The sequence below is a fragment of the Alterinioella sp. genome (genome assembly GCF_058343375.1).
This window is the reverse complement of the sequence record NZ_JBTUJH010000092.1, coordinates 16,927-42,931: the sequence shown is the minus strand read 5'-3', so window position 1 is coordinate 42,931 and position 26,005 is coordinate 16,927. Positions and strand designations below refer to the sequence as shown.

At 62.8% G+C, this 26,005-nt stretch carries 24 protein-coding genes and 1 pseudogene; 17 read left to right on the top strand and 8 right to left on the bottom strand.

Annotation, left to right across the window (positions count from 1 at the left end; translation table 11 throughout):
• Window positions 1-2: 2 nt before the first annotated feature.
• From ACW8PS_RS13325 to ACW8PS_RS13310, 4 genes are all read right to left on the bottom strand, one after another.
• Window positions 3-164 carry a hypothetical protein gene (locus tag ACW8PS_RS13325; protein ID WP_491527969.1) on the bottom strand — a complete coding sequence of 54 codons (162 nt, stop codon included), beginning with the start codon at window positions 162-164 and terminating at the stop codon, window positions 3-5.
• Between the two features lie 22 nt (window positions 165-186).
• A complete protein-coding gene (locus ACW8PS_RS13320; RefSeq protein WP_491527968.1) occupies window positions 187-1,557 on the bottom strand; it encodes a DUF2927 domain-containing protein in 1,371 nt (456 codons plus the stop codon).
• Between the two features lie 4 nt (window positions 1,558-1,561).
• Window positions 1,562-2,017, bottom strand: coding sequence for a GNAT family N-acetyltransferase (locus ACW8PS_RS13315; RefSeq protein ID WP_491527967.1), 456 nt, complete (start codon window positions 2,015-2,017; stop codon window positions 1,562-1,564).
• A 134-nt stretch (window positions 2,018-2,151) separates the two neighbouring features.
• A complete protein-coding gene (locus tag ACW8PS_RS13310) occupies window positions 2,152-2,991 on the bottom strand; it encodes an AAA family ATPase (RefSeq protein WP_491527966.1) in 840 nt (279 codons plus the stop codon).
• A gap of 184 nt (window positions 2,992-3,175) precedes the next feature.
• Here ACW8PS_RS13310 and dksA point away from each other — a divergent pair, with 184 nt between their 5' ends.
• The gene (dksA, locus tag ACW8PS_RS13305; RefSeq protein ID WP_491527964.1) at window positions 3,176-3,598 is read left to right on the top strand and encodes an RNA polymerase-binding protein DksA; all 423 of its coding nucleotides are present in this window, start codon (window positions 3,176-3,178) and stop codon (window positions 3,596-3,598) included.
• Between the two features lie 113 nt (window positions 3,599-3,711).
• On the top strand, window positions 3,712-4,881 hold the full coding sequence (locus tag ACW8PS_RS13300; protein ID WP_491527963.1) for an FAD-dependent monooxygenase: 1,170 nt from the start codon (window positions 3,712-3,714) through the stop codon (window positions 4,879-4,881).
• Between the two features lie 122 nt (window positions 4,882-5,003).
• Here ACW8PS_RS13300 and xth read toward each other — a convergent pair whose 3' ends face one another.
• A complete protein-coding gene (xth, locus tag ACW8PS_RS13295; protein ID WP_491527961.1) occupies window positions 5,004-5,786 on the bottom strand; it encodes an exodeoxyribonuclease III in 783 nt (260 codons plus the stop codon).
• Window positions 5,787-5,931: 145 nt separating this feature from the next.
• Here xth and ACW8PS_RS13290 point away from each other — a divergent pair, with 145 nt between their 5' ends.
• Both ACW8PS_RS13290 and ACW8PS_RS13285 read left to right on the top strand, forming a co-directional pair.
• On the top strand, window positions 5,932-6,060 hold the full coding sequence (locus tag ACW8PS_RS13290; RefSeq protein WP_491527960.1) for a hypothetical protein: 129 nt from the start codon (window positions 5,932-5,934) through the stop codon (window positions 6,058-6,060).
• Window positions 6,061-6,080: 20 nt separating this feature from the next.
• Entirely contained in the window at window positions 6,081-7,109 is a 1,029-nt protein-coding gene (locus ACW8PS_RS13285; RefSeq protein ID WP_491527959.1) for a hypothetical protein, read from the top strand.
• A 221-nt stretch (window positions 7,110-7,330) separates the two neighbouring features.
• Here ACW8PS_RS13285 and ACW8PS_RS13280 read toward each other — a convergent pair whose 3' ends face one another.
• On the bottom strand, window positions 7,331-8,056 hold the full coding sequence (locus tag ACW8PS_RS13280; RefSeq protein WP_491527958.1) for a FadR/GntR family transcriptional regulator: 726 nt from the start codon (window positions 8,054-8,056) through the stop codon (window positions 7,331-7,333).
• 91 nt (window positions 8,057-8,147) lie between these two features.
• Between ACW8PS_RS13280 and ACW8PS_RS13275 the strand changes: the two genes are divergently transcribed.
• The 9 genes from ACW8PS_RS13275 to ACW8PS_RS13235 all read left to right on the top strand — a co-directional run bounded on the left by ACW8PS_RS13275 (window position 8,148) and on the right by ACW8PS_RS13235 (window position 17,936).
• The gene (locus ACW8PS_RS13275; protein WP_491527984.1) at window positions 8,148-8,885 is read left to right on the top strand and encodes a DUF2182 domain-containing protein; all 738 of its coding nucleotides are present in this window, start codon (window positions 8,148-8,150) and stop codon (window positions 8,883-8,885) included.
• Between the two features lie 18 nt (window positions 8,886-8,903).
• Window positions 8,904-9,590 (top strand): DUF1326 domain-containing protein, encoded by a 687-nt coding sequence (locus tag ACW8PS_RS13270; RefSeq protein WP_491527957.1) that lies wholly within the window; start codon window positions 8,904-8,906, stop codon window positions 9,588-9,590.
• A gap of 62 nt (window positions 9,591-9,652) precedes the next feature.
• The gene (gene acuI / locus ACW8PS_RS13265; protein ID WP_491527956.1) at window positions 9,653-10,642 is read left to right on the top strand and encodes an acryloyl-CoA reductase; all 990 of its coding nucleotides are present in this window, start codon (window positions 9,653-9,655) and stop codon (window positions 10,640-10,642) included.
• Window positions 10,643-10,816: 174 nt separating this feature from the next.
• A complete protein-coding gene (locus ACW8PS_RS13260) occupies window positions 10,817-12,040 on the top strand; it encodes an aminotransferase class V-fold PLP-dependent enzyme (protein WP_491527955.1) in 1,224 nt (407 codons plus the stop codon).
• 140 nt (window positions 12,041-12,180) lie between these two features.
• Entirely contained in the window at window positions 12,181-12,624 is a 444-nt protein-coding gene (locus ACW8PS_RS13255; RefSeq protein ID WP_491527954.1) for a TrgA family protein, read from the top strand.
• Window positions 12,625-12,634: 10 nt separating this feature from the next.
• A complete protein-coding gene (locus ACW8PS_RS13250) occupies window positions 12,635-13,759 on the top strand; it encodes an NUDIX domain-containing protein (protein ID WP_491527953.1) in 1,125 nt (374 codons plus the stop codon).
• Between the two features lie 61 nt (window positions 13,760-13,820).
• A complete protein-coding gene (locus tag ACW8PS_RS13245) occupies window positions 13,821-14,843 on the top strand; it encodes a cysteine synthase A (RefSeq protein ID WP_491527952.1) in 1,023 nt (340 codons plus the stop codon).
• Window positions 14,844-14,907: 64 nt separating this feature from the next.
• Complete coding sequence (locus ACW8PS_RS13240; protein WP_491527951.1) at window positions 14,908-17,220, top strand: DUF3772 domain-containing protein; 2,313 nt, start codon at window positions 14,908-14,910, stop codon at window positions 17,218-17,220.
• Entirely contained in the window at window positions 17,217-17,936 is a 720-nt protein-coding gene (locus tag ACW8PS_RS13235; RefSeq protein ID WP_491527950.1) for an alanyl-tRNA editing protein, read from the top strand. The genes ACW8PS_RS13240 and ACW8PS_RS13235 overlap by 4 nt, the downstream gene beginning before the upstream one ends.
• Window positions 17,937-18,038: 102 nt before the next feature.
• Here the strand turns inward: ACW8PS_RS13235 and ACW8PS_RS13230 are convergent, their stop codons facing one another.
• Together ACW8PS_RS13230 and ACW8PS_RS13225 are read right to left on the bottom strand one after the other, a co-directional pair.
• A complete protein-coding gene (locus ACW8PS_RS13230) occupies window positions 18,039-19,127 on the bottom strand; it encodes a hypothetical protein (protein WP_491527948.1) in 1,089 nt (362 codons plus the stop codon).
• A 165-nt stretch (window positions 19,128-19,292) separates the two neighbouring features.
• Complete coding sequence (locus tag ACW8PS_RS13225; protein ID WP_491527983.1) at window positions 19,293-19,565, bottom strand: ArsR/SmtB family transcription factor; 273 nt, start codon at window positions 19,563-19,565, stop codon at window positions 19,293-19,295.
• 235 nt (window positions 19,566-19,800) lie between these two features.
• Here ACW8PS_RS13225 and ACW8PS_RS13220 point away from each other — a divergent pair, with 235 nt between their 5' ends.
• The 4 genes and pseudogenes from ACW8PS_RS13220 to ACW8PS_RS13205 all read left to right on the top strand — a co-directional run bounded on the left by ACW8PS_RS13220 (window position 19,801) and on the right by ACW8PS_RS13205 (window position 25,988).
• Entirely contained in the window at window positions 19,801-20,754 is a 954-nt protein-coding gene (locus tag ACW8PS_RS13220) for an efflux RND transporter periplasmic adaptor subunit (protein WP_491527947.1), read from the top strand.
• Window positions 20,751-23,999 carry an efflux RND transporter permease subunit gene (locus tag ACW8PS_RS13215; protein WP_491527946.1) on the top strand — a complete coding sequence of 1,083 codons (3,249 nt, stop codon included), beginning with the start codon at window positions 20,751-20,753 and terminating at the stop codon, window positions 23,997-23,999. Before ACW8PS_RS13220 ends, ACW8PS_RS13215 begins: the two co-directional genes overlap by 4 nt.
• A 223-nt stretch (window positions 24,000-24,222) precedes the next feature.
• A pseudogene (locus tag ACW8PS_RS13210) lies at window positions 24,223-24,375 on the top strand (IS3 family transposase); the annotation flags it as partial.
• A 266-nt stretch (window positions 24,376-24,641) separates the two neighbouring features.
• Window positions 24,642-25,988: an ABC transporter substrate-binding protein gene (locus ACW8PS_RS13205; RefSeq protein WP_491527945.1), complete on the top strand. Its 1,347-nt coding sequence runs from the start codon at window positions 24,642-24,644 to the stop codon at window positions 25,986-25,988.
• Window positions 25,989-26,005 lie beyond the last annotated feature (17 nt).

The window sequence follows — 26,005 nt, the reverse complement described above, 5'->3', positions numbered from 1 at the left end:
GCTCAGCCGCGCAGAATAAAGATGCCGATAAAGGTGCCGATGATCAGGCCGATCAGCCCGAAAACGCCGGCAAAATGCAGCAGATCCATGCGATTTCCGCCGCGACGGCGCGCAATCACGGCCCCAAGGCCCGCGCCGATCAATAGCCCAAGAATATTTACCATATCGTCCTTTTCCGGTCGGTTGTCAGCTTTGCGGGGGCAGGGCGGCCACTTCTGTCAACCGGTCGCGCACCGCCTGATCCGCGCCAAAGCCATAGCGCGCCCAACCCAGACTGTCGAGCCGGACGACAGCAGCCTCTGACACGCGGCCCTGCATCTCCAGCGCCTCGGCGCGCATCATCAAAAGTGTGGCTAGAAGCGAGGCGTTTTCTGCCCGCGTGGCCGCAGGCAGAGCGTCGCCCACCAGCGCCAGAACCTGATTTGAATCGCCTGCTGACAGGGCAAAAGCCGCCAGTTGCATATTGACATGGGCAACCTGAATGCTGTTCGGGTCGATGCGGCGAAAATAGGTGCCAGCGGTGACAAAGGCGCGCACCGACCGGTTTGGATCGCGCGCCAGCGTCAGGCGGCCAAGCGCGAAATGACTGAACCCGATGCGCACATCGCTCCAGCCCTGGCTGACAGCGATCTGGACCGCGCGTTCGGCGGCCGCAATGCGCCCCTGAGGCGACAGGCGCGAGCCGAGCGCATCCTCGATGGCCGCAATCCATTGCCGGTTCGGCATGTCCGGCCCGCCCGAGGGCGCGCGGTTGCCGGCCGGGTTGAGCCGTGAAAGGATTGTCGGCAGGCGGGCCGAAACCTCGTTCCGCGTCATCCCCGAGGCCAGCGCATCATCATTATAGGCGCGCAGGATCAGCATATCGAACCCGGTCAGCACGGCATGGAAATTATCGTCGTTGAAGACCGAATCCGACAACCGATACAGGTCATTGAGCGGCCCCAGGGCCTGGCCGATTTCCTCGTGCAGACAATCGCGCACCTCCTGCGGGCTGACATCGGAGGGGATGAAAACGGCCACCTCGTCGCGGGTCTGCAAAGTGGTCCAGTCGAGCGTGGGGGCGCTGCGGCGGGCCTGGCGAAACTCGGCCCAGGATGACACGCGCGGCACCACGAAACAGGCGGCTTGCGGCACGGCGCGCTGCATCCGGGCGCGCGGCAGCGTCTCGATCGTGATCGAAGCGGTCTCGCTGCCATAGGGGATCTGGCGAATGTCGATCCGGGCCTCGTTTTGCAACCGGGCGATCAGGCGTTCAAGATCCCGGTTCAGCGTCGGCGGTGCCCCCGGTGCGACAGCGATGGTAACGGGCCCCTCGAACCGTGACAGCACGGGGATGGCGCGGCCGCTTTCCATCTCGAAGCTGAGGCGCAGGAAATCGCGCGCGATATCGGTATTGGAGCGGGTTGTGTTTTCCGGCCGGGGGGTGCCGAACATCGCCATCGGCGGCAGGGCGCGCGGCAAGCTTGCTTCGCGGCGTTCCGGCAGATCGGTGACAGCGGCGGGGGCGCAGGCGCTCAGCAGCGCGGTTGTCAGCAGGGCAATGGTGGATTTGCGCAAATCATCAGTCCAGTTTACGGCGGTAAATCATGAAATCTGTCGGCTGTGCGATCTTGTCATAGAGCGCGCGGGCGGTCGAATTCCCGGTCTGGGTCACCCAATAGACCGATGCTCGCCCGGCCGCATCAGCATCTGCATAGACAGTGTCGATCAGGGCGCGGGCAACGCCTTTGCCACGGGCCGCGGGGGTGGTGAACAGGTCTTGCAGATAGGTCGTCGGCTCAGATTTCCAACCGTGCAGATGGGCGATGGAATGGGCCAGGCCAAGGGCGGTGTCGCCGTCCCATGCCATCCAGCCGCGCATATCCGTGAAATCGGGGTCGGCATAGCGGTCGAAAGTGGTCTCATAGATGTCCGCCCCGACATCGGTGTCGTAGAATGCCAGATAGGCCCGCCACAGCACTTGCCACCGGTCACGGTCCTGGCCCCGGATCGGGCGAATGTTCAGCTCTGCGGTCATTTTTTGGGCCTTCGTCGGGGTCTGCTTGGTCTGGGGGCAGGCTAGGGGGCGATTGTGGCACAAATTGGGGGTCATGCAAGCAGACCCATGGCACTGCACGGGTTCAGGTCATCCGGGGCCGGGCGGGCGCAATTTCAGCGCCCGGAGCGCGCCAGAAAGGCCAACCGCTCGAACAGCGCCACATCCTGTTCGTTCTTCAGCAGCGCACCATGCAGTTTCGGCAAGGCATTGGCCCCGTCGCGCTTCAGATCCTCGGGCGTCAGATCTTCGGCCAGCAACAGCTTGAGCCAATCCAGCACCTCTGAGGTCGAGGGTTTTTTCTTCAGCCCCGCCTGATCGCGGATCTCGTAGAACTGCGTCAGCGCGGTGGTCAGCAGCGCCGGTTTGATGCCGGGGTGATGGACCTCGACGATCGCTTTCAGCACGTCCATCTCGGGAAACCGGATGTAGTGGAAGAAACAGCGCCGCAGGAAGGCGTCGGGCAGTTCCTTTTCATTGTTCGAGGTGATGATGACAATCGGCCGGTTGATCGCCTTGATGGTCTCGGCGGTCTCGTAGACGAAGAACTCCATCCGGTCCAGTTCCTGCAGAAGGTCGTTGGGAAATTCGATATCGGCCTTGTCGATCTCATCAATCAGCAACACCACCCGATCAGGGGCCTCGAAGGCCTGCCACAGCTTGCCCTTGCGGATGTAATTGGCCACGTCATTGACCCGGCCCTCGCCCAGTTGGCTGTCGCGCAACCGGCTGATGGCGTCATATTCATAAAGCCCCTGTTGCGCCCGGGTGGTGGATTTCACATGCCATTCGATGATCGGCAGATCCAGGGCCCTTGCCACCTGCCTGGCCAGCTCGGTCTTGCCGGTGCCGGGTTCGCCCTTGACCAGCAGCGGGCGCTGCAGGGTGACGGCGGCATTGACCGCCACTTTCAGGTCTTCGGTGGCCACGTAATCGGGCGTTCCGTCAAATTTCATGCCATCCCTCAATACCTTGTAAGCGGTTGCGCGGGCGCGACCATAGCACGCCCTTCTTTGGTCACAAGCCGGCAATAGATGGGTGACAAGGAGGGCGCGTTGGAGTAATCGGGCGGCAATGAGGCCACATGAGGATGAGATGACTGAGTCGCATTCTGAGACAGGCCCCAACAAGGGGAACACAATGAAAGCCGAAGTCTTTCTGCCTGAAGATTACCGTCCTGCCGAGGACGAACCGTTCATGAATGCCCGTCAGGTTGAATATTTCCGTCGCAAGCTGTTCGCATGGCGCAATGAGTTGCTGGATGAAAGCCGCGGCACCGTTGCGGTGTTGCAGGGCGATACCCGCAATATCCCTGATGTGGCCGATCGCGCGTCCGAGGAAACCGACCGCGCGCTGGAACTTCGCACCCGGGATCGCCAGCGCAAGCTGATCTCCAAGATCGACAGCGCGCTGCGCCGGATCGAACAGGGCGAATATGGTTACTGCGAAAAAACCGGTGATCCGATCTCGTTGAAGCGGCTGGACGCGCGGCCGATCGCCACCATGAGCCTTGAGGCACAGGAACGCCATGAGCGGCGCGAGAAAGTGCATCGCGACGATTGATGCCTGCCGGGGGCTGCGGCCCCGCGCGCACTGGAACTTCCCGCAAGTCCGGGACAGATTGCACCGGGGGCAGGATCTGCGCCCGGTGTTTTTCATCTGATAGGGGTGTCGCCATGCTGAAGGGCCAGGAAATCACCGTTCTTGGGGCGGGTATTGGGGGGCTGGCCGTGGCCTGCGCGCTGGCCGGACGCGGTGCTGTGGTGCGGGTGCTGGAACAGGCCGATGCGATCCGCGAGGTCGGGGCCGGGCTCCAGGTCACGCCCAATGGCGCGGTTGTGCTGCGGGCCTTGGGTCTGGGGGCTGAACTTGCCGCTGCGGCCCCGCGCGCCCAGGCCGTAAACTTGCGCGATTTTCGTCGTGGCGACCCGGTCTTCCGGCTGGATCTGACGCGCGCCGACCGGCCCTATCACCTGATGCATCGCGCCGATCTGATCGCGCTTTTGCGCAAGGGCGCGCTGGATGCGGGCGTGTCGATCGAGCTTGGCCAGAAGATCACCACCGTCACCGCCTCCGATACCGGTGCCACCTTGCTTTTTCAGGGCGGCCACACAGAAACCGTGCCGCTTCTGATCGGGGCCGATGGCCTGCATTCGCCGACCCGCGCCGCGCTGAACAAATCCGGACAGCCCTTCTTTACCGGCCAGGTCGCTTGGCGCGCCACCATCCCCTGGGATGATCCGACCACCCCTGCGGAAGCCAATGTTTACATGGGGCCGGGGCGCCATCTGGTGACCTATCCGCTGCGCGGTGGGGCGCTGATGAATGTGGTTGCGGTGGAAGAACGCGACGAATGGGCCGCCGAGGACTGGCATCACCGCGATGACGCGCAGGCCCCCTATCGCGCCTTTGCCGATTTCTGCCCCGAGGTTCGCGATCTGCTGTTCCGCGCCGAAGAGGTCTTTCTCTGGGGCCTTTTCCGTCATCCTGTCGCGCGCCATTGGTGGCAGGGTCGGGCGGTCATTTTGGGCGATGCCGCCCATCCGACGCTGCCATTTCTGGCCCAAGGTGCCAATATGGCGCTGGAAGATGCCTGGGTGCTGGCCGCCAGCCTCGATGACACCGAGACGCCCGAGGCCGGGTTCGCAAGCTATCAGGCGCGCCGACGGGTGCGGGTGTCGCGGGTGGTCGATGCGGCCTCAAGAAACGCCGAAAACTATCACCTGCGCCCGGGCCCCTACCGCGCCATGGCGCATCTGGCACTGAAACTGGGCACCAGGTTGGTCCCCAAAATGGTGACGCGGAAATTCGACTGGCTCTACGGTCACGACGTCACCCGATATTAAGGTTAACGCAGCCCCCGCCTTCTTTGCGCATCAAATATCCTGGGGGGAGGCGCCGCAAGGCGACGGGGGGCAACGCCCCCAAAGATGAAGGGCCCAAGGCGGGCCCGGTCGCATCCCGGTTGTCACGCCGCCAGCTCTATCCAAACCGGCACGTGATCGGATGGCCGCTCACGCCCGCGCATCTCAGCCTCGATCCGGCACGCGATCAGCAGATCGGCGGCCTGCGGGCTCAACAGCAGATGATCAATGCGGATGCCGTCATTCCTTTGCCAGGCTCCGGCCTGATAATCCCAAAAGGAATAATGCCCCGGGCCCCGAACCCGGGCCCGAAAGGCCTCGGTAAATCCCAGGTTCAGGATCCGGCGAAAGGCGGCGCGGCTTTCGGGGCGGGCCAGCGCGTCTTCTTTCCAGGCCTCTGGCCGGGCGGCATCCTCATCTTGCGGGATGATGTTGTAATCGCCCGCCATCACCACCGCCATCTCGCTGGCCAGCAGCGCCCGGGCGCGGGCCTCCATCCGTGCCATCCAGGCCAGTTTGTAATCGTATTTCGGGCCGGGGCAGGGGTTGCCATTGGGCAGATAGAGCCCGCAAACCCGCACCGCACCCCGATCCCCCACCACCGTGGCCTCGATCCAGCGGGCCTGTTCGTCATCGTCGTCACCCGGCAGGCCGCGCACCACATCCTCCAGCGGAAATTTCGATGCGATCGCCACCCCGTTGAAACTTTTCTGGCCATGGGTTTCGATATTGTAGCCGCGATCCTCGAACATCTCGCGCGGGAAGTTTGCATCCACCGATTTGATCTCCTGCAACAGCGCGATATCGGGCGACGATTCGTCCAGCCAGTCCCCGAGCGCCTGAAACCGGGCCTTGATTCCATTGATGTTGAAGGTCGCGATCTTCATTTTGCCCGCCTGTTCATGTGCATATTACAGATATTGAAGGTATTTTTGCTGTCCGAGCCAGGTTTGCCAAGGGGGGTTGCCATTTAAGTGTAGATATGACACTTTTAAGAAAGGCGACGTGAAACTGCAAAGCGGAGGGTAAACGATGCGCAATTTCCTGACAGCACTGTTCTTTCTTTTCCTTCTCTTGCCGGCGCGGGTGATGGCGCAATCAACCCCGACCGGTGGTGGGTTTGGCCCGGCTTTGCAAAGCCTCAGTTCGGCGCTGTTCTGAGAACGAGGAAAGGGGGGGCAATGATACGAATTTTTGCCCTGATCGGGCTTTTGTTGCTCGCCCTGCCTTTGCAGGTGCGGGCCCAAACTGCTGATCGGATCGTTGAATATCGCGCCGCTCTGGCAGATGCCGAAGATGCGCGGAATGAAGAGTTCGCCCTGGCACGCACCCGTGGCCTGCTGCAAACCGCCTTCAGCGACGCAGGTATCGGGTTTTCGCAGCGCTATCTCGACCGCTGGAGCGCGACGGTCTTTCAGCGCTGGGCGCGGATGCGGCTGTTTTTCGGGGCCCACGACACCAGGCTGGCCAATTGGCAGGCGGCGGTGGCGGCCGGTGAGGTGTCTGCCGCTGCGGCCGAGGCGGCGCTGGCGGCCCCCATGGCCCAGGTTCTGGATCTGGCGGACCGGATCCCGATGTGGCTGTCGGATGATGTCGCCCGGCTGACCGAACGCGCCTTCTGGACCGATCTGGCACAATCCGTCGGCTGCTGTGATGCGCTTTATTATCAGGCACTGGAGGAGGCCGATCAGGTCTGGGCGTCGTCGCAAAGCCCATCGGCGGCCACCATTGCGGGGCTGGAACTGCTGCCGCCCGTGGGCATGCCCGATTTCGACGCTGCCGCGCAGGCCTATGCCGGGCTGGCCCTGCGGTCCGAGGCTCTGGCGCTGGAAGGCGGCGATACGCCCGCGGCGCGCCGCAGGTTGCTGAATGATGCAGCCCTTTTTGCCGATCTGTTCGCGGATCGCCCGGTCGCCGATCTGGCTGATCTGGCCGCCCGGGAAGGCTTTGCCGCGGCACCGGTTGCGCCGCTGCTGGCGCTGGCCCGGATCACCGAACCCGGCCCCCTGCGCACCACGCTGATCGAACAGGCCCGGATCCGACTGGAGGCGCGCGCCGCCTATCTGGACAACGCCGACCCGGCCATCGCCATCGCCCTCGCGGCGCTGCAAGATGACAGCCAGACGGGGCTGGCCGCCGCCGCCGCCGCCGCACGTGTCGTCGATGACATGCTGGTTCCCGGCGATGTCATGGCAGGTCTGGCGCGCTGAGCCCTGCGCTGATCCTTGTGCTGAGCCCGGTGCCTGCGACGCCATACCGCCCTGGTCCCCGCCCCCCCCGATCAGTTTCGCGATGAAGCGCTGCTGCCGCCCGCGCCAGAAGGCATTGCGGCACAAGCCGCCAATAGCATTTCTCAGAAAACCTGCATCAATATCGCAAACGCAATGCTGGCCAGAAATACACCGTGGAGGCCCGCGTGAAGATACTGTTGCTAATCCCGCGCCCGTTTGGCCAGAACCGAACGGGCGAGGGTGACCGTGTAGCGTTCCAGCGCTTCCAGCTGGCGGCAGGTTTCCGACCCGTCGCCATTTTCCATCGCATCGGCAATGGCCCCGTGAAGGGCAATAATTTCTTCGCGCGACCGGGCGGTGAAGGTGATCATGTTCATCAACGGCTGCATCGCCTCGACCGCGCCGGCCAGCTGATAGGACAGCACCGGATTGCCGGCAGCGTCGACCAGTGCCCGGTGAAAGGCGACGTCAGAGGCGCAGAACGCCTCATCGGTCAGGCCCGGCTGGTTCTGGCGAAAGATCTCGGCGCGCATCGTGGCCAGATGATCGGCGCTGCGGCGCATGGCCGACAAGGGCGCACAGGCGCGTTCCAGCGCAAACCGCGCCTCGCAGGCGACATCGAAACTGACCGCATTCATGCTGAGCAGCAGGGTCGAGGTGGTGATCTGCTGACCGTAAGCCTCCTCATAGGACAGCCGGTTCACGAACGCCCCGCCAAAGGCCCCGCGTTGGGTGCGGATCAGCGATTGCGCCGCCAGACGCTTCAGCGCCTCGCGCACTGTGGGGCGGGACACCTTGAACTGTTCGGACATTTCCGTCTCTGACGGCAGGCGCTCATCGACGATCAGGTCGCCCGAAACAATGGCATCGCGGATTGCCTTGGCGATCTGGGCGGACAGATCGGGGCTTTGCGGATCAATTTTCATTTGTCAGACATTTAAAAGTCTGACATTTAAAAAGCAAGCACCGAGTCGCAGCCAGAAGGGGAAAAGCGTGATCGCAGGACGGATCAGATCCATGGCGGCACCGCATTGGCTGTTGCTGTTCGGGGTAATTCTGGGGGCCTGGGTGTTGCTCTACCTCATGGCAATCCCTGCCGATATGGGCGCGGGCGGCCATATGGATGGGGCACAATCCTGGATCAGCCACGGCGCGCTCACGCCCGACATGGCGGGATATGTCCGGGTTGTCACCATGTGGGCCCTGATGAGCGCGGCCATGATGGCCCCCACGGCGCTGCCCGCCTTTGCCACCTATGAAGATCTTGGCCATAGCGGCGCAAAAATCCGGTTCTGGCCGCTGGTGGCGGGCTATCTGGCCATCTGGCTCGGCTTTTCACTGGTCGCGGGCGCGGCGCAGGTGATGCTGGTTGCCGGTGATCTGCTCAGCGCCTCTGGCGACAGCCGGTCGCCGATCCTGTCGGCCTCCTTGCTGGCGGTTGCGGGGCTTTATCAGTTTTCGCCCGCAAAAGCGGCCTGCCTGTCCAAATGCCGCACACCGCTGACGTTCTTCATGCAGCATTTTGACGAAGGCCCGTGGCGCAACGGGCTGCGGCTTGGCCTTGTCTGTCTGGGATGCTGTTGGGCGCTGATGGCGCTGGCCTTTGTTGGCGGCGTGATGAATCTGGGTTTCATGGGGCTGGCGACACTGATCATGGTGTTGGAAAAACTGCCCGAAATCGGACGTTGGTTGACCCGTCCGCTCGGGGCATTGTTGATCGCGGGTGCCGTAGGGGTGGCCGTTTATGGGTTATGAGACAAGGGAGTAAACATCATGGCAAGTGACCGTATCGAGGCCCCGGCCCGGATCGACAACCGCCACCCCGAGGCCCCGAAATCGGGGCAGGGGACGGTCGAATGGGCCATCAAGGGCGAATTGATCCTGAACTGCAATTGCACCGTCTTTTGCCCCTGCGTGGTATCCTTGGGAAAACACCCGCCGACCGAGGGCCACTGCCAGACCTGGGGCGGCGTGCGCATCGATAGCGGCCATTACGGCGATATCGACCTGTCGGGCCTCAATATCGGCCTGATGATCGAGATCCCCGGCATGATGGGCCGCGGCAACTGGAAAGTGGCGCTGTTCATCGATGAGCGCGCCAGCCATGACGCCTATCATGGGCTGATCGACATCTTCTCGGGCAAGGCCAGGGGCACCACCGGCCTGTTCAAGGTGCTGGTCGGCGAGATCATCGGGGTGGAGCGCCAACCGGTCAGCTATGAGACCGAGGGCAAGACCCGTCACATCACGGTGGGCCGAAAGATCGAGGGCGTGGTTTTCCCGGTTGCCGGCAAGGATGCCGACACCGATATCGTGATCAGCAACACCAAATACTGGATGGGGCCCGACATCACGGTGGCCACGGCCTCAAAGGGCAAGCTGCGCGCCTTTGGCCGGGTCTGGGATTTCGACGGCCGCTCGGCCGAGATCTGCCAGATCGACTGGCACGGGCCGAAGTAATCCGCGGGCGGTAGACCCCGCGCCTTTCGCGGCGCGGGACATTCTGGAAATGAAGGAGAGGGATGATGAAAGCTCTGATCGTGCGCAAAGAGGGCGATGCGACGCCTGTCGCGGGGGTCGAAGAGATTTCCGAGGATATGCTGCCCGAAGCGGAAGTGACCGTCGCGGTGGAATATTCCACGCTGAATTACAAGGATGGGCTCTGCATCGGGCCGGGTGGCGGTCTGGTGCGCAAATACCCGCATATTCCGGGCATCGATTTTGCCGGCACTGTCGAGGCCTCCTCGGATGATCGCTACAATCCCGGCGACAAGGTGGTGCTGACCGGCTGGCGTGTCGGTGAGGCGCATTGGGGCGGCTATGCCCAAAAGGCACGGGTGCGGGCCGATTGGCTGGTGCCGCTGCCCGAGGGCCTGACCACCCGGCAGGCGATGGCCGTGGGCACGGCCGGTTTTACCGCGATGCTGGCGGTGATGGCCCTTGAAGATCACGGGCTGACCCCCGGACATGGCGAAGTTCTGGTAACCGGTGCGGCGGGCGGTGTCGGATCGGTCGCCACCGCGATCCTGGCGGCGCGCGGCTATGATGTGGCGGGCGTGACCGGGCGCCCGGAACAGGCGGACTACCTCAAATCGCTTGGTGCCAAGCGGATCGTGCCGCGCGAAGAGATCAATGAGACAGTCAAGCGCCCGCTTGAAGCTGAGACCTGGGCGGGCTGTGTCGATGCCGTGGGTGGTGCGATGCTGGCGCGGGTCTTGGGGCAGATGAAATACGGTGCCTCGGTCGCGGCTGTGGGGCTTGCGGGCGGGGCTGGTCTGCCTGCGACGGTGATTCCGTTCCTGTTGCGCGGCATCAATCTTCTGGGCATCGACAGCGTCATGCAGCCCTATGCCAACCGCCTGCGCGCCTGGGATCGCATCGCCGCTGATCTGCCGATGGACAGGCTGGAGGCGATGGTGACCCAAGCCACGCTGGCCGATCTGCCCGATCTTGGCCGCGCCATCCTGAAAGGCCAGGTCAAAGGCCGCGTCGTGGTGGATGTGAACGCCTGAGAGGGCCTGATCTTGACCCGGCCTCAAGCTTCGCTTAGGCCGGGTTTGTCCGTGCAGACGGGCTGCCGTTGAACCCTGTCGCGTTCGCCGGCTCGGCTGGAAGACCTGCCAGGTTGGGGAAACCCGTCCTGCGGGCACCCCGTTCGAGATGGCAATGATGAAAGGTTCACAACCATGACCAAACTCGACATTGATTACGTTCGCGCGCAGTTTCCGGCCTTTGCCGAGCCGTCGCTGCAAGGCCAGGCCTTTTTTGAGAATGCCGGCGGTTCTTATACCTGCGCGCCGGTGATCGACCGGCTGACCCGTTTTTACCATCAGCGCAAGGTGCAGCCCTATGCGCCCTATGAGGCCAGCCGTCTGGCGGGGGCCGAAATGGATGAGGCGCGGGCCCGTCTGGCCGCGATGATGGGGGTGGAAACCGATGAGTTGAGCTTTGGCCCATCGACCACACAGAACACCTATGTTCTGGCCCAGGCCTTTCGCCAGCACCTGCAGCCGGGCGATGCGATTGTCGTGACAAATCAGGATCATGAGGCAAATTCCGGCCCCTGGCGCCGATTGGCCGATGATGGTATCGAGATCCGCGAATGGCAGATCGAGCCTGAGACCGGCCATCTGGACCCTGCCGCGCTGGATGACCTGCTGGATGACAAGGTGCGGCTGGTCTGTTTCCCGCATTGCTCGAATGTGGTGGGAGAGATCAATGATGTGGCCGCGATCTGCGCCAAGGCCCGCGCGGCGGGGGCCTGGACCTGCGTTGACGGCGTTTCCTATGCGCCGCACGGGTTTGCCGATGTCGCCGCCCTGGGGGCCGATATCTATCTGTTTTCTGCCTACAAGACCTATGGGCCGCATCAGGGCATCATGGTGATCCGCCGCGCACTTGGCATGGCGCTGCCCAATCAGGGGCATTATTTCAATGCCGATTGCCTCTATAAACGCTTTACCCCGGCCGGGCCGGATCACGCCCAGATTGCCGCCTGCGCCGGGATGGCCGATTATGTCGAGGCGCTGTCGGCCCATCATGGCGGCCCTGCCACCGGCGCGGGTGCGGCGCGATTTGCCCATGATCTGATGCGTGCGGCCGAGGTGGCTCTGCTGAAACCGCTGCTGGAGTTTCTGTCGTCGAAGAACTCGGTGCGGCTGGTTGGTGGGGCCATGGCTGAAAACCGCGCGCCCACGGTTGCGATGGCGCTGAAGGATCCGGGCGAGGAGGTGGCCGCAAAGCTTGCCCCGCTTGGCATCATGGCCGGTGGCGGTGATTTCTATGCCCTGCGCGCCCTGCGTGCCGTTGGCGTTGATCCCGGTCATGGCGCGCTGCGGGTCAGCTTTACCCATTACACACATGCAGATGAGGTCGAAAAACTGATGCGCGCGCTGGATCAGGTGCTGTAGGGGGGGGCGGGACGTCCCCCCGGACCCGGGCCAACGCCGTCCCCCCTTTGCAGAAAATCCATCTCGGCCCTTGCGTAATGCGGCGTCTTTTCGGACAGTCGGATGTGACGCAGATCCCGATGAAAAGGCCGCGCAGACCCATGCCCACCGCTGCAAAACTGGTTTCGGCCATTCTGTTCGCCCTTATCGGCTGGTTCGCCGGGCTTGCCTATCTCGCCATCTTGCCCGAGGGCCAGACCGCCGCGATGGTGGCCCCGGTTGCTGCCGGGGTCGGTCTTTTTCAGGGCTGGTTCACGATGGGCCCGAATGCGACCGGGCGGGTGATCATGGATCTGGGCACCGGGCTGCGCACCTCGGTGCAGATCGTGTTTTTCATGGTGCTGATATTCGGCCTGCTGGAGATGTTCGACCGTTCGATCAGGCTGCGCTATGACGGGCCCGGCGAAGCCACGATTGCCGCGATGGAGCTGTTTCTGGAATATGGCATATCGGTCGTTCTGGCCACGGGTGCCCTTGCCATCCTGACCATCGGCGGAATGGCTGCGGGCATCCTTGCCGGTCTGGTGGCGCGCAGGTGGAGTTGACCCTGACCCGATGACAAATCTGTTTTTCTACGGAACGCTGCGCTACCCGGATTTGCTGCGCTGCGTGCTTGGCCGCGACATCGCGCTGTTGCCCGCCGAATTGCCGGGTTATCGCGCGGTCTGGGCTGAAGGCGAAAGTTTTCCGATGCTGATCGCTGACAGGCGCGCGCGGGCCGCAGGCGTATTGGCACAAGGGTTGGGCGAAGAAGATGTGGCGCGGCTCAACTTCTATGAAGGGGCCTTTGCCTATGATCTGCGCGATCTGAGCGTCGAGACGGGCACCGGCCCGGCCCCGGCGCAGGTGTATTTTCCATCCGATGCGCCCTGGCAACCGGGGGCGGATTGGGATCTGGAGGATTGGGCCCAGACCTGGGGGGCGCTGACGCTGCTGGCCGCGGCCGAGGTCATGCGCGCCTATGGCCGCGAAACTGCTGCTGCGGTGGCGCAGCGTTTTGGCATCATCCGGGCCCGGGCGCAGTCCTTTGTGCGGGCGCAGGCGCGGGTGCGCCCCGCAACGCTGTCCAGCCCGCTGACGCGCGCCGATATCCGGGTTGACCGGCTGGACCGGCCCTATGAGAAATTCTTTGGCATCGAGGAATATCAGACCGCGTTTCGCCGCTTTGACGGCACCTGGTCCAGGCCCGGCCTGCGCGCCATATTTCGTGCCGCTGACGCGGTGACCGTGCTGCCCTATGATCCGCTGCGCGACCTTGTGATGCTGATCGAACAGGTGCGTATGGGGCCTTATGCGCATGGCGACCCGCAGCCCTGGTTGCTGGAGCCGATCGCGGGCATTGTCGATGCCGGCGAAACCTATGAGCAAACCGCCCGGCGCGAGGCCCGCGAGGAGGCGCATATCGACCTGACCGGGCTGCACCATATCGCGGGCTACTACCCGTCGCCCGGCGGCGTGGCGCAATTTCTGGTGTCCTATCTGGGCCTCGCCGATCTGGATGCGGACGGTCGGCGCTCTGGCGGGCTGGATCACGAAGGCGAGGATATCCGCAACATTCTGGTGCCCTTCGAGACGCTTTTGTCGATGCTCGATAGCGGCGAGCTGGCCAATGCGCCGCTGATCTTGTCGGTGCAATGGCTGGCCCGTCACCGCGACGCGTTGCGCGCGCATTCGGCTTGAGTTTGCGCCCTCGCGGGCCTATTCGTGCGGGGCAATGGATTTACCAGCGGAGCACCCGGCCATGGATATCAAGACAGACCTTGCCGCAACGGTGGGCAACACACCGCTGATCCGGCTCAACCGGCTCAGCGACGCGACCGGCTGCGAGATCCTGGGCAAGGCCGAATTCATGAACCCGGGTCAGTCGGTCAAGGATCGCGCAGCGCTTTATATCATCAATGACGCGGTGGCGCGCGGCGCGTTGAAACCGGGCGGCACGATCGTCGAGGGCACGGCAGGCAATACCGGTATCGGGCTGTCGCTGGTCGGGGCCTCGATGGGGTTCAAGACGGTGATCGTGATCCCCGAAACCCAAAGCCAGGAGAAAAAGGACATGATCCGCCTGGCCGGTGCGGAACTGGTGCAGGTGCCGGCCTGCCCCTACAAGAACCCCAATAATTACGTGCATTATTCGCAGCGGCTGGCGGCGGAACTGGCTAAATCCGAACCCAATGGCGCGGTCTGGGCCAACCAGTTCGACAATGTGGCCAACCGGCAGGCGCATATCGAGGGCACCGGGCCCGAGATCTGGGCACAGACCGAAGGCAAGGTCGATGGCTTTACCTGTTCGGTGGGGTCGGGTGGGACTTTGGCAGGTGTCGCTGTGGCCCTGCAGCCCAAGGGCGTGAAAATGGCGCTGGCCGATCCCGAAGGCTCCGGCCTTTACAAGCTCTATACCGGGCGTGAGGCGGGCGGCGATTCAATCACCGAGGGCATCGGGCAGGGGCGCATTACCGCAAATCTCGAAGGCTTCACCCCCGATATGGCCTATAAGATCCCGGATGCCGAAGCGCTGCCGCTGGTCTTTGACCTGCTGCGCGAAGAGGGGCTGTGCCTGGGTGGGTCCTCGGCCATCAACATGGCGGGTGCCGTCCGCATGGCGCGGGAAATGGGGCCGGGCCACACCATCGTGACGGTGCTGTGCGATTACGGCACGCGCTATCAATCCAAGCTTTTCAACGCGGAATTCCTGCGCGAAAAAGACCTGCCGGTGCCGACGTGGCTGACCGCGACGCCGCGTGATCTGCCCTCAGTTTTCGAGTAACCCCTTGTCGTTTCGCCAGACCCTAGCCGCGTTTGCGATTTTGCTGTCAGGCGCGTTTGCGGCCTTGGCGCAGGATATATCGGCCCCCGATTACGACGCCTGGATGGGGACCGCCAACCGGGCCGAACTGGTGATCGACGCGGAACGCGCCTCGGACCCGGCCTTTGAGACCCTGCGCCAGCAACTGGTCGAATGGCGGGGCCGGTTTCAGGATGCCACGGGGCTGAATGCCGCGCGGATCGAAACCCTGCGCGCACAGATCGAGGCGCTTGGCCCGCCCCCTGAGGACGGGGCCAGCGAACCCGTCGAAATTTCGCTCCAACGCGCCGACCTGACCCAACGCCTGGCCGAGGCCGAGGCACCGGGGCGCCGTGCCGAGGCGGAATTGCAGCGCGCGCGCGGGCTGATCGGTGAGATTGACACGCTGTTGTCGCAACGTCAGGCGGGCGCGCTTTTGACGCTGGAACCTGCGCCGCTCAACCCGGCCAACTGGCCCGGTGCCGCCGAGGCCGTCTATGGTTGGGCGCAAGCGGTGATCAATGAGAACGCCCGGCTCTGGGCGTCACCGATCTATCGCGCCGAATTTGGCCAGAACCTTCCCATTGTGCTGATCTACCTGATCCTCGGGCTGGTGCTGCTATTGCGCGGCTGGCACTGGGTCGGGCGGCTGATGGCGGGCTTTGTCGCGGTCGAGGCGACATCGCCCAAGGCGCATCTTTCGGTGTTTTTCCTGTCGCTGATACAGCATCTGGCCCCGATCCTGGGGGTGTTTGCCCTGGTCGAGGCGCTGCTGAGCAGCAGCTTTGTCGGACCGCGTGGAACGATCGTTCTGGACGCCATTGCGCGCATGGCGATGTTCTATTTTGCCGCAATGTGGGTGGGGCGTCAGGTGTTTCCGGCCCGCGAAACCGCACCGCAGCCGCTGAACCTTGCGCCGCTTCTTTTGCGCCGTGGCCGGGTGACGGCCGGCGGTCTGGGCCTGTTATTGGGGTTGACCCATTTCGTCGATCAGATTGCCAATACCGAGGCTTTCGAGACCTCGGAGCGGCTGGTAGTGCTGTTTCCCATCGTCATTCTGACCGGGTTCTTGCTGGCCCGGATCGGTTGGTTCCTGCTGATCCATATCCGCAATCAGATGGCCGCCGGAACAATGGTGCCGATGCGCGCGCGGGTGTTCGGCTTTCTGGGGCGCGCGGTTATCGGTCTGGGGCTGGCGGGGCCGGTGCTGGTCGGGGTGGGATATTTCACCGCCGGTTCCAGTTTTCTGTTCCCGACCGCGCTGACGCTGGCGCTTCTGGCCGTTCTGGGCGTTTTGCAACGTCTGGTGACCAGTTTCTACGGTATCCTGACCGGGCGCGACCAGACCCAGGAGGAATCGCTGACGCCGATGCTGATCGGCTTTGTTCTGTCGTTGTTCTCGATTCCGGTCTTTGCGCTGATCTGGGGCATGCGTCAGGCGCAGCTTCTGGATCTGTGGCGGCAGCTGTTTGATGGGTTTGATATCGGCGGTATTACCATCAGCCCGCGCAATTTTCTGGCCTTCGCGCTGGTCTTTGCCATCGGGTATACGATCACGCGGCTGGTGCAGAACACGTTGCGCAACTCGGTGCTGCCCAAGACCCGGCTGGATGCCGGCGGGCGCACTGCTGTGGTCACGGGCACCGGCTATGTCGGCATATTTCTGGCCGCGCTGATTGCCATCACCATGGTGGGCATCGATCTCAGCTCGATCGCGATTGTCGCCGGTGCGCTATCGGTCGGCATCGGTTTCGGCCTGCAAACCGTGGTGTCGAATTTTGTGTCGGGCATCATCTTGCTGATCGAGCGCCCGATCAAGGAAGGCGACTGGATCCAGGTCGGCACCACGGCCGGGTATGTGCGCGAAATCTCGGTGCGCTCGACCCGGATCGAGACCTTCGACCGCTCGGATGTGATCGTGCCGAATGCCGATCTGATCTCGGGCGTGGTCACCAACATGACGCATCACAACGCCACCGGCCGCGTGATCGTGCCGGTGGGCGTGGCCTATGGCAGCGACACCAGACAGGTCGAGGCGATCCTGCTCGAGATTGCCGAAAGCCATCCCATGGTGCTGCTGACACCGCCGCCCAGCATCGTGTTTCAGGGCTTTGGGGCCGACAGCCTCGATTTCGAGATCCGGGCCATCCTGCGCGATGTGAACTGGGTTTTATCGGTAAAAAGCGACATGAACCACGAGATCGCGCGCCGGTTTGGCGAGGCCGGGATCGAGATACCCTTTGCGCAGCGCGATATCTGGTTCCGCAATCCCGAGGCGCTGTCGGGCATTGGTGCTGCGGGGGCTGTGGCCCGCGACAGCGCCACCGGCGGGCCAACAAGTGATGGAGAGAATGAGTGACAGAGCAGTTGTTTTTGCACGATGCCTATCGCAAGACCGCGCCGGGAACGGTTACCCAGGTCACCGAGGAGGGCGGTATCGTGCTGGATGGCACGCTGTTCTATGCCCAGGGCGGTGGCCAACCGGGCGATAGCGGAACGCTCGATTGGGCCGGCGGGCGTATTCGCGTGGCAACCACGGTCAAGGGGCAGGGCGGGAGCGTCGTTCTGGTGCCGGCCGAGGCCGAAAAACTGCCGCCCGTCGGCACCCGTGTGGAACAGCGTCTGGATTGGGATCGCCGCCATGGACATATGAAAATCCACACCGCGCTGCATCTGCTATCGGTTGTGATCCCGCTGCCAGTGACGGGCGGTGCGATTTCGGCCGAAAAAGGCCGGCTGGATTTCGACATGCCCGACGCGCCCGAGGACAAGCTGATCATTCAGGGCCGGATCAATGCGCTGATCGACCGGGATCTGCCAGTGACGGATAGCTGGATCAGCGACGCCGAACTGGCCGCCAATCCCGGTCTGGTCAAGACGATGTCGGTCAAGCCGCCGACCGGCGCGGGGCGGGTTCGGCTGGTTCAGATCGGTGCGGCAAAGGCCATGATCGACCTGCAACCCTGCGGCGGCACCCATGTCGCGCGGACCGGCGAGATCGGCAAGATCACGATCGGCAAGATCGAAAAGAAAGGCCGCCGGAACCGGCGTGTGAGCGTGGTTCTGGCGGGGTAGTTTGTCGGCCTTTAAGGCGGCCTTGAAGGGGGCGTTGCCCCCCGTCGCCTTGCGGCGCCTCCCCCCAGGATATTTGACGCGCAAAGAAGGCCGGGCGGGCGATCAGATTATCCAGGGAATGAACGGGAAAAGCACCGCGATGCCTATTGGTCCGAGCGGCAACAGCCACGCGATGATCACGGCGCGCGCGGGCAGCGGATCAAGGTCAAGGCCACGGGCGCGACCAAGCGACGGCGCGGCGGCGATGATCAGAAGCACCGAAAAGAACAGGATTTGCGACCAGCGCCCGTAATCGACCCCGAGTGCGAACAGGGCGAGGGTTGCCAGCGGCGCAAGGAACAGCAGATCATGCGTGGCCCGGTTCAGCCGGTAATGGCTGTGCAGCAGGAAGATCGGGATGGCCACGAAATAGGCGACAATCAGGTAATGCAGCGGTGGAAACCCGCGCGCGGGCTCCAGCAGGTCACGGCTCCAGACCGAGGCGGCAAGGGCCACATCGGGGGGCAGGGCGGCGCTGAGATCAACCTCGACCCCGCCCCAAACAAGCAACGCGACGGCGCCGGCCAGCGCAGGCAGGGCCGTCAGGATCAGATCGGCGGCGCGCGAACGGCGCATCCAGGCCTGTGCGGCCACGACCGGAACGGCGTAAAACAGCGCCGCCTCATGGATCAGAACAGTGGCCAGCAGCACCGCACCGGCAGGCAGAAGCCAGCCGCGTGCCACGGCCGCCATGGCCGCCGCTGCCAGCACGAAATTCACATGATCGAGCCGGGCCGCGTCAAACCCCAGTTGCACAAAGCCCACAGGCGACAGGATCAGGGCGGCCAGAATCCAGCCCTGGCCGGGGGTGGCGGTGTCTGTTCCCGATCGCAGGAACAGCTTTGCTGCCCACAGGATCAAGACCAGCACCAGCCCGGCATCGAGCCCCAACATGATGGCATATTCCGCATTGCCGCCATCGACAAACGGGGCCAGCACAGGGGCCATCACAGTTCCCATCAGGGCGCGCCGCATGAAGCCGAAATCGGCATAGCTGACATGGTAATGCGTCATGTTCCAGACCAGCGCATCGGGCGGCGCACCGGTGGTAAACCAGGCCAGAAGATGTGGCGACAGGCCGAACAGATAGGCCGCCGCGCAGAGCAGGACAAACAGCAGCCGACCACTGCGGCCCTGAAACAGATTATCCATGTCTCGGCCTTTCTCTGGTTGTCTCTTGATTGCAGGAAACAACAGGAAAACGGCAATTTTAGGGAAAGGGGGCCGGGGTCTTTCCTGGGCGGGTGACCGACCACGCGACGACGAAACATATCGCTATCGGGCTGTCGGGGCCGGCAAACGGTCTGATTGCGCCCTTTACCTATGGCGCATATGACCGGCCGCGGCATCACCGCGACCACTCGGCTGATTCAGCCGCTCCAGACATTGCGGATCAATGATCGAATAGTGGATCTGAGGGCCGCCTTTCTCATCCTTGACCAGCCCGTCATTGCGCATTTTCGCAAGATGCTGCGAGACCTCGGATTGCGACAGGCCTGCGACCGCGCACAGCTCTGATACGGTGGCCTTGCCGGCGGCAAGCCGACACAGGATCAGCAACCGGCGCGTGTTGGCCATCTGCTTGAGCAGCGCTGTGACCTTTGCGGCACGTTTCCAGGGTCAGGACCCATTATTCCTGCATCACCGGTTTGACATTGCGGAACCATGGGTCTGCGACGTAGAATTACATCAATTCGGTTGACACTAATTCAGTAGTTGCTAAATTAGTGTTTCCTAATTCATACGTCACTAACGCATCCCCATGCGTCCCGCCCATGCGACCTGTCAGTCAGATGTCGAAAGCCACGCCATGTATAAGATATTTTTGCTCTCCCTCCTTCTCGCCGGACCGGCCCTGGCCCAGACTGCGCCCACATTCGAGGTGACCACCAGCCTCATTGCCGACCGCAAGGCGGTTTTTGCCACGGTCGAAAGCGTCGATACGCTGACGGCGCGAACCCGGGTCGGCGGCACGGTCGCCGAACTGCTGGTCGATGAGGGCGATATGGTTGCGGCGGGCGATGTGCTGGCGCTGGTGGTCAATGAACAGATCGCGCCGCAAATCGCCTCGGCCGGATCGCAGGCCGAGGCGCTGGCGGCCGAGCTGTCGCAGGCGCGCGAGGATCTGGTGCGCGCCCTTGACCTGTTCGAGCGCGGCATCATCGCCCAGGCGCGTCTGGATCAGGCCCAAACAGGGGTCGCGGTTCTGGAAGGCCGTCTGGCCTCGGCGGTTCAGGCCCGCGACGTGCTGGTGCAGCAGCAACGCGAAGGCCAGGTGCTTGCCCCGGCAGCCGGGCGGGTGCTGGAGGTGCTCAGCCCGCAGGGCAGCGTCATGCTGCCCGGTGAACCTGTCGCGGTCATTGCGTCCGATCAATACATGCTGCGGCTGAACCTGCCTGAACGCCATGCCCGAACCATATCGGTGGGCGACCAGATCGAATTGGGCGGCGCCGCTCTGGGCGGCGATGTCGCCGCGATCGGCCAGATCCGCCAGGTCTATCCGCGCATTGTCAATGGCCGCGTCATCGCCGATGCCGAGGTCGACGGGCTGGGCAGTTTCTTTGTCGGCGAACGGGTGCGGGTCTATGTGACGGTCGATACGCGCGAGGTTCTGCTTGTCCCGCCGGATTATATCACCACCCGGTTCGGCAATGATTTCGTGATTCTGATCACCGATCACGGACCCAGTGAGATCGTCGTCTTGCTGGGCGAAGAGACGGCTGAGGGCATCGAGATTCTGGCCGGGCTTTCGGCTGGCGACATGTTGGTGCTGCCATGAAGCTCGGTATTTCCGGGCATCTGACCCGCAGTTTCATCCACTCCGCACTGACACCGCTGCTGCTGCTTGCATCGCTGGCCGTGGGCTTGATCGCGCTGGCCGTCATCCCGCGTGAGGAAGAACCGCAGATCTCGGTGCCGATGGTCGATGTGATGCTGCGCACCGACGGGTTGCGCGCGGCCGATGCGATCGAACTGGTGACCGAGCCGCTGGAGACCATCCTGCGCTCGATCGACGCTGTCGATCAGGTCTATTCCCAGACCGAAGATGATCGTGTGATGCTGACGGCGCGATTTGACGTCGGCACCGATCCCGATGATGCCATCCTGCGCGTGAATGAACGGATCATGGCCAATATGGACCGCATCCCGCAGGGGATCTCGCCGCCCCTGATCGTCGGGCGCGGCATCAATGATGTGGCCATTCTGGCACTGACGCTGTCACCGACAGCTGAGGCGGGCGAACATTGGGACGACCGCGCGCTTTATTCGCTGGCCGAGGAATTGCGCGCTACGCTGATGTCGGTCGAGGATGTCGGGCTGACCTATATCGTGGGCGGGCGAACCGACCAGATCCGGATCGAGCCCGATCCCGAACGGCTGGCGCTTTATGGCGTGACCCTGCAACAATTGGCCGAGCGCGTCTCTGCGGCGAACCAGTCATTCCCGGCCGGCAGCGTGACCGCTCTGGACCGCACGCTTTCGGTGATTGCCGGCCAGACCCTGCGTGGCACCGCCGATATTGGCCTGCTGCAACTGACGACCCGCGATGGCCGCCCGGTCTATGTCCGTGATGTTGCCGATATCGTGATTGGTGGCGCGCCGGTCGAGGCGCGCACCTGGACCCTGACCCGCGAGGAAGGCGAGACCGAGTGGACCCGGCTTCCGGCCGTCACCCTGGCCATCGCCAAGCGTGAAGGTGCCAATGCCGTTTTGGTTGCGGAACACGTGCTGGAGCGGCTGGAACTGCTGCGCGGCGATCTGATCCCCGAGGATATTTCGGTCGAAATCACCCGCAATTATGGCGAATCCGCCGATGAAAAGGCCAATGAACTGCTCTTTCATCTCGGCCTTGCGACGGTGTCGATCGTTCTTTTGATCACCTTTGTAATCGGCTGGCGCGAGGGCATCGTGGTGGCCATCGTCATCCCCACCACCATCCTGCTGACGCTTTTCGCCTCCAATCTGATGGGCTATACCATCAACCGGGTTTCGCTGTTCGCCTTGATCTTTTCGATCGGGATATTGGTGGATGACGCGATCGTGGTGATCGAAAACATTGCCCGGCACTGGGCCATGGATGACGGGCGCAGCCGCAGCCAGGCGGTGATCGAGGCCGTGGCTGAGGTCGGCAACCCCACCATCGTGGCCACCCTGACCGTGGTGGCCGCCTTGCTGCCGATGCTGTTCGTATCGGGATTGATGGGCCCCTATATGGCCCCGATCCCGGTCAATGCCTCGGCGGCCATGATCTTTTCCTTTTTCGTCGCGGTGATCCTGACCCCTTGGCTGATGCTGCGCATTGCCGGGCGTGGCGGCAAGGCCAAGGCCGGCAATGGCCACTCCCATGACAGCGAAGGCATACTGGGCCGGATGTTTCGCCGCGTGGCCACGCCGATCATCGTCAGCCGCTGGCGCGCCGGGCTTTTTCTGGTGGTTGTGCTGGCGATGACTGTGGTGTCCATGACCTTCTTTTTCGACCGCACCGTGACAGTAAAGCTGCTGCCATTTGATAATAAATCTGAATTCCAGGTGATCCTCGATATGCCCGAGGGCACCAGCCTGGAACGCACCGAGCGGGTTTTGGTAGCGGCCAGCGCACGTCTGTCCGCCCTGCCCGAGGCGGTCTCGATCCAGCTCAATGCCGGCACCGCCGCCCCGTTCAACTTCAACGGGCTGGTGCGCCATTACTATCTGCGCAACCGCCCTGAGCTGGGTGATCTTCAGGTGAACCTGTTGCCAAGGGACGAGCGCGAGCGCAGCTCTCACGAGATTGCGCTTGAGGCGCGCGAACTTCTGGCCGGTATCGACCTGCCCGAAGGCGGCTCCATCCGGATCGCAGAGGTTCCGCCCGGTCCCCCGGTGCTGGCCACGCTGCTGGCCGAAATTTACGGCCCCGACGCCGAAACCCGGCGCGCCGTCGCCCGCGAAGTGCGCGAAGCCTTCGCCACGGTGCCCTTCATCGTCGATATCGAGGACAGTTTCGGCGTGCCACGCCCGCGCCTGCGGCTGGCCATCGACCAGGACAGCCTGGAGTTTTTCCGGGTCCGCCAGCGCGATGTCTATGACACGATCCGGGTTCTTTTCGACGGCATCCCGGTGGGCTATTCGCAACGCGGGCAGGGCCGTGACCCGACCGAGATCCGCGTCGCCCTGCCGCGTGCGGATCTCAACTGGTCGGAACGGCTGGCTTCCACGCCGGTGCCTGCCAACCTGCTGCCGGGCGATCGTGGTGTGGTGGAGCTGGGGGATGTGATTTCCGTCAGCGAAGAGGATGGCAGCTATCCCATCTTCCGCCGCAATGGTCGCTTTGCCGAGATGGTGATGGCCGAGCTGGCGGGCGAATTCGAGGCCCCGATTTACGGCATGATCGCCGTGCAGGAGGCGCTGGATGACCGGCCCTGGACAGCGGATGTTCCGCGCCCGGAGATCAGCTACTATGGCCAACCCGAAAGCGACGCCGCCCCGACGCTGCTCTGGGATGGGGAATGGGAGGTTACCTATGTCACCTTCCGCGACATGGGGGCCGCCTTTGCTGTGGCCATCCTGGCGATCTATGTGCTGGTCGTGGCGCAGTTCGGATCCTTCCGGGTGCCGCTCGTCATCCTGACGCCAATACCGCTGACCTTCATCGGCATCGTCTTTGGCCATTGGCTGTTCAACGCCGCCTTTACCGCAACCTCAATGATCGGCTTTATCGCGCTGGCGGGCATCATCGTGCGAAACTCCATCCTGCTGGTCGATTTCATCCGCCATGGCGCAGTCGAAGGCGAGCCGTTGCGCGAAACGCTGCTGCGCGCGGGCGCAATCCGGTTCAAGCCGATTCTGTTGACCGCGATTGCCGCGATGATCGGTGCTTCGGTGATCCTGACCGATCCGATCTTTCAGGGGCTGGCGATATCGCTGCTGTTCGGTCTGGTCTCGTCGACCTTGCTGACGGTGCTGGTGATCCCGGCCATCTATGTGTTGTTCAAGAACGCAGATGCGCCCTACCAACCCGCCGGCCCTGAGCCAGAGAAGATGTGATCGGCGGTGGCTGACGGGGGCAGGCGGGCAGGCGGGGTGACCAGCGCCGGCATGTTTCACATGATGATCAAACCTGACCAGCGCGCCGAAAAAAGCCGGTGATGGGTGCGCGGGTTCATGCATCTCGCAGAGGTCATGGATGGAACTGTATTCATCAATGCCATCAAATATAACAAACCAGATCAGATCATCAGCGAAACAGCAGAATTGATCATGTCTCGACTGTGCTTTGGCCGGGATTGATCCACGGGGTTACCGGCGCAAGTCCAGGAGGCCCCTGGACAGGAAATTGTGCCAGCGGTTTCGGAAACTGCCCGCTGAACGGCCCCGGGGCGGCTTCCGGCGGCTGCATATAGTGCTGAGAAGGGACGGATGGGGGGGCTGTCTCCACGGCCGGAACGAATCGAGCATATGCACCCGAAACCAGGTTTCGGCGCGGGGCGGAAAATGTTTTTTTGGAATTTCTATTCTGTCAATAAATGAATTAAATCAGATAGTTATGGCGTTCAATTTGGGTGCTCTGTCATTTGTCATGAAAATATCACTCAACAAATCCATCAAGATGATACAAGAATCCAGAAGCACCGCACACGTGTGCGGTGTTCGCCAACAACTCGTCTCAACCGCTCTTTGGAGATTTCGATGACCTTTCTCAAACGAAGCACAGCCATCGCCACCACGCTTGCCTTAATGGCTGGTCCGGCGCTTGCCCAGGAATACACCATTACTGTTTGGGCCGGGGGCACAAACGACAGCGACAGTTACCGGATCGAGGCCATCGAGATGGCCGCCGACATCCTGGAACGCGAGGCCGCAATCATGGGTGAGGAGCTGTCCATCACCGTTGAAGGGCGCCGCGATTTTGCCGGCTGGGATGAATTCAAACAGGCGGTGACACTGAGCGCCGAGGCGGGCACTGCGCCCAGTATCGTGGTGACGTCGCATCTTGATATCGCCCCCTGGAGCCAGGCCGGCTACATCGTTCCGATCGAAGACTATGTCGATCTTGACGCATGGCCGCTGAACAACGTTTACCCGAACCTGATGGAAATCGCGTCTTATGGCGGTATCCAATGGGGCGTGCCGCAAGATTCCGAATCGCGCCCGTTCTTCTTCTGGCGCGAAGTGCTGGTCGAACTTGGCTATAGCGAAGATCAGATTGACGATTTGCCGAATATGGTGGCCAGCGGCGAATACACGCTGCGCAACGTGCTTGCCGATGCGACGCGCGCCGTCGAAATGGGCATTGTCGAGGAAGGCTACGGCTTTTATCCGCGCCCATCCAACGGGCCGGACTATGCCCAGTTCTATCAATCCTTTGGTGGCGAATTGATGGATCCGGATACCGGCCAACTGGTGCTGGATGTCACCGCGATGACCGAGTTTTACCAGTTCTTCGTTGATGCGGTGGCCGCAGGCGTGACCCGTCAGAACCATCTCGGCACCGATTGGGGGCAATGGTATAATGAGGTTGCAAATGGCCGGGCCGCGTTCTGGCATGGTGGCACCTGGCACTTCGGTCGCTACGCAGCCGAAGGCAACGATGATTTCTGGGGCACGATCCAGTTCTCCTTGATCCCTGCCGGCAATGATGAAGGCCGCGCAAACACCATCACGCATCCGCTGGTGTATCTGATCCCGGATCAAGAGGATGACCGCGCAGAAGAGATTGCAGCACAGCTGATCTCGATCGCAACCGAGCCCCGGATCAACTCCTTGCACGCGATTCAGTCGAACCATCTGGCGGTAACGCGCGCCCAGGAAGGCGTCGAACTTTATTCCAGCAACCGTTGGGCCGCCGAGGCCACCGAGGTTCTGCTTCCTTATGCGAATGCGCAGCCGAACCACGTGCAATACGGTGCCTTCGCAGAAGCAATGTTCCGCGGTCTGGAAGCTTCCTGGACCGGTGTTCAGACCCCTGAAGAGGCCGTTGCCGAGCTTCAGGCACAGCTGACTGCAACCTTGGGCGATGATCTTATCATTCGCTGACGAGATCACTGGCGGGG

What these genes read in the sequence shown, in the direction of transcription:
- ACW8PS_RS13325 (WP_491527969.1), bottom strand. Translation starts at nt 164, where the DNA reads ATGGTAAATATTCTTGGGCTATTGATCGGCGCGGGCCTTGGGGCCGTG.
- ACW8PS_RS13315 (WP_491527967.1), bottom strand. Translation starts at nt 2,017, where the DNA reads ATGACCGCAGAGCTGAACATTCGCCCGATCCGGGGCCAGGACCGTGAC.
- ACW8PS_RS13310 (WP_491527966.1), bottom strand. Translation starts at nt 2,991, where the DNA reads ATGAAATTTGACGGAACGCCCGATTACGTGGCCACCGAAGACCTGAAA.
- dksA (WP_491527964.1), top strand. Translation starts at nt 3,176, where the DNA reads ATGAAAGCCGAAGTCTTTCTGCCTGAAGATTACCGTCCTGCCGAGGAC.
- ACW8PS_RS13300 (WP_491527963.1), top strand. Translation starts at nt 3,712, where the DNA reads ATGCTGAAGGGCCAGGAAATCACCGTTCTTGGGGCGGGTATTGGGGGG.
- xth (WP_491527961.1), bottom strand. Translation starts at nt 5,786, where the DNA reads ATGAAGATCGCGACCTTCAACATCAATGGAATCAAGGCCCGGTTTCAG.
- ACW8PS_RS13290 (WP_491527960.1), top strand. Translation starts at nt 5,932, where the DNA reads ATGCGCAATTTCCTGACAGCACTGTTCTTTCTTTTCCTTCTCTTGCCG.
- ACW8PS_RS13285 (WP_491527959.1), top strand. Translation starts at nt 6,081, where the DNA reads ATGATACGAATTTTTGCCCTGATCGGGCTTTTGTTGCTCGCCCTGCCT.
- ACW8PS_RS13280 (WP_491527958.1), bottom strand. Translation starts at nt 8,056, where the DNA reads ATGAAAATTGATCCGCAAAGCCCCGATCTGTCCGCCCAGATCGCCAAG.
- ACW8PS_RS13275 (WP_491527984.1), top strand. Translation starts at nt 8,148, where the DNA reads ATGGCGGCACCGCATTGGCTGTTGCTGTTCGGGGTAATTCTGGGGGCC.
- ACW8PS_RS13270 (WP_491527957.1), top strand. Translation starts at nt 8,904, where the DNA reads ATGGCAAGTGACCGTATCGAGGCCCCGGCCCGGATCGACAACCGCCAC.
- acuI (WP_491527956.1), top strand. Translation starts at nt 9,653, where the DNA reads ATGATGAAAGCTCTGATCGTGCGCAAAGAGGGCGATGCGACGCCTGTC.
- ACW8PS_RS13260 (WP_491527955.1), top strand. Translation starts at nt 10,817, where the DNA reads ATGACCAAACTCGACATTGATTACGTTCGCGCGCAGTTTCCGGCCTTT.
- ACW8PS_RS13255 (WP_491527954.1), top strand. Translation starts at nt 12,181, where the DNA reads ATGCCCACCGCTGCAAAACTGGTTTCGGCCATTCTGTTCGCCCTTATC.
- ACW8PS_RS13250 (WP_491527953.1), top strand. Translation starts at nt 12,635, where the DNA reads ATGACAAATCTGTTTTTCTACGGAACGCTGCGCTACCCGGATTTGCTG.
- ACW8PS_RS13245 (WP_491527952.1), top strand. Translation starts at nt 13,821, where the DNA reads ATGGATATCAAGACAGACCTTGCCGCAACGGTGGGCAACACACCGCTG.
- ACW8PS_RS13230 (WP_491527948.1), bottom strand. Translation starts at nt 19,127, where the DNA reads ATGGATAATCTGTTTCAGGGCCGCAGTGGTCGGCTGCTGTTTGTCCTG.
- ACW8PS_RS13215 (WP_491527946.1), top strand. Translation starts at nt 20,751, where the DNA reads ATGAAGCTCGGTATTTCCGGGCATCTGACCCGCAGTTTCATCCACTCC.
- ACW8PS_RS13205 (WP_491527945.1), top strand. Translation starts at nt 24,642, where the DNA reads ATGACCTTTCTCAAACGAAGCACAGCCATCGCCACCACGCTTGCCTTA.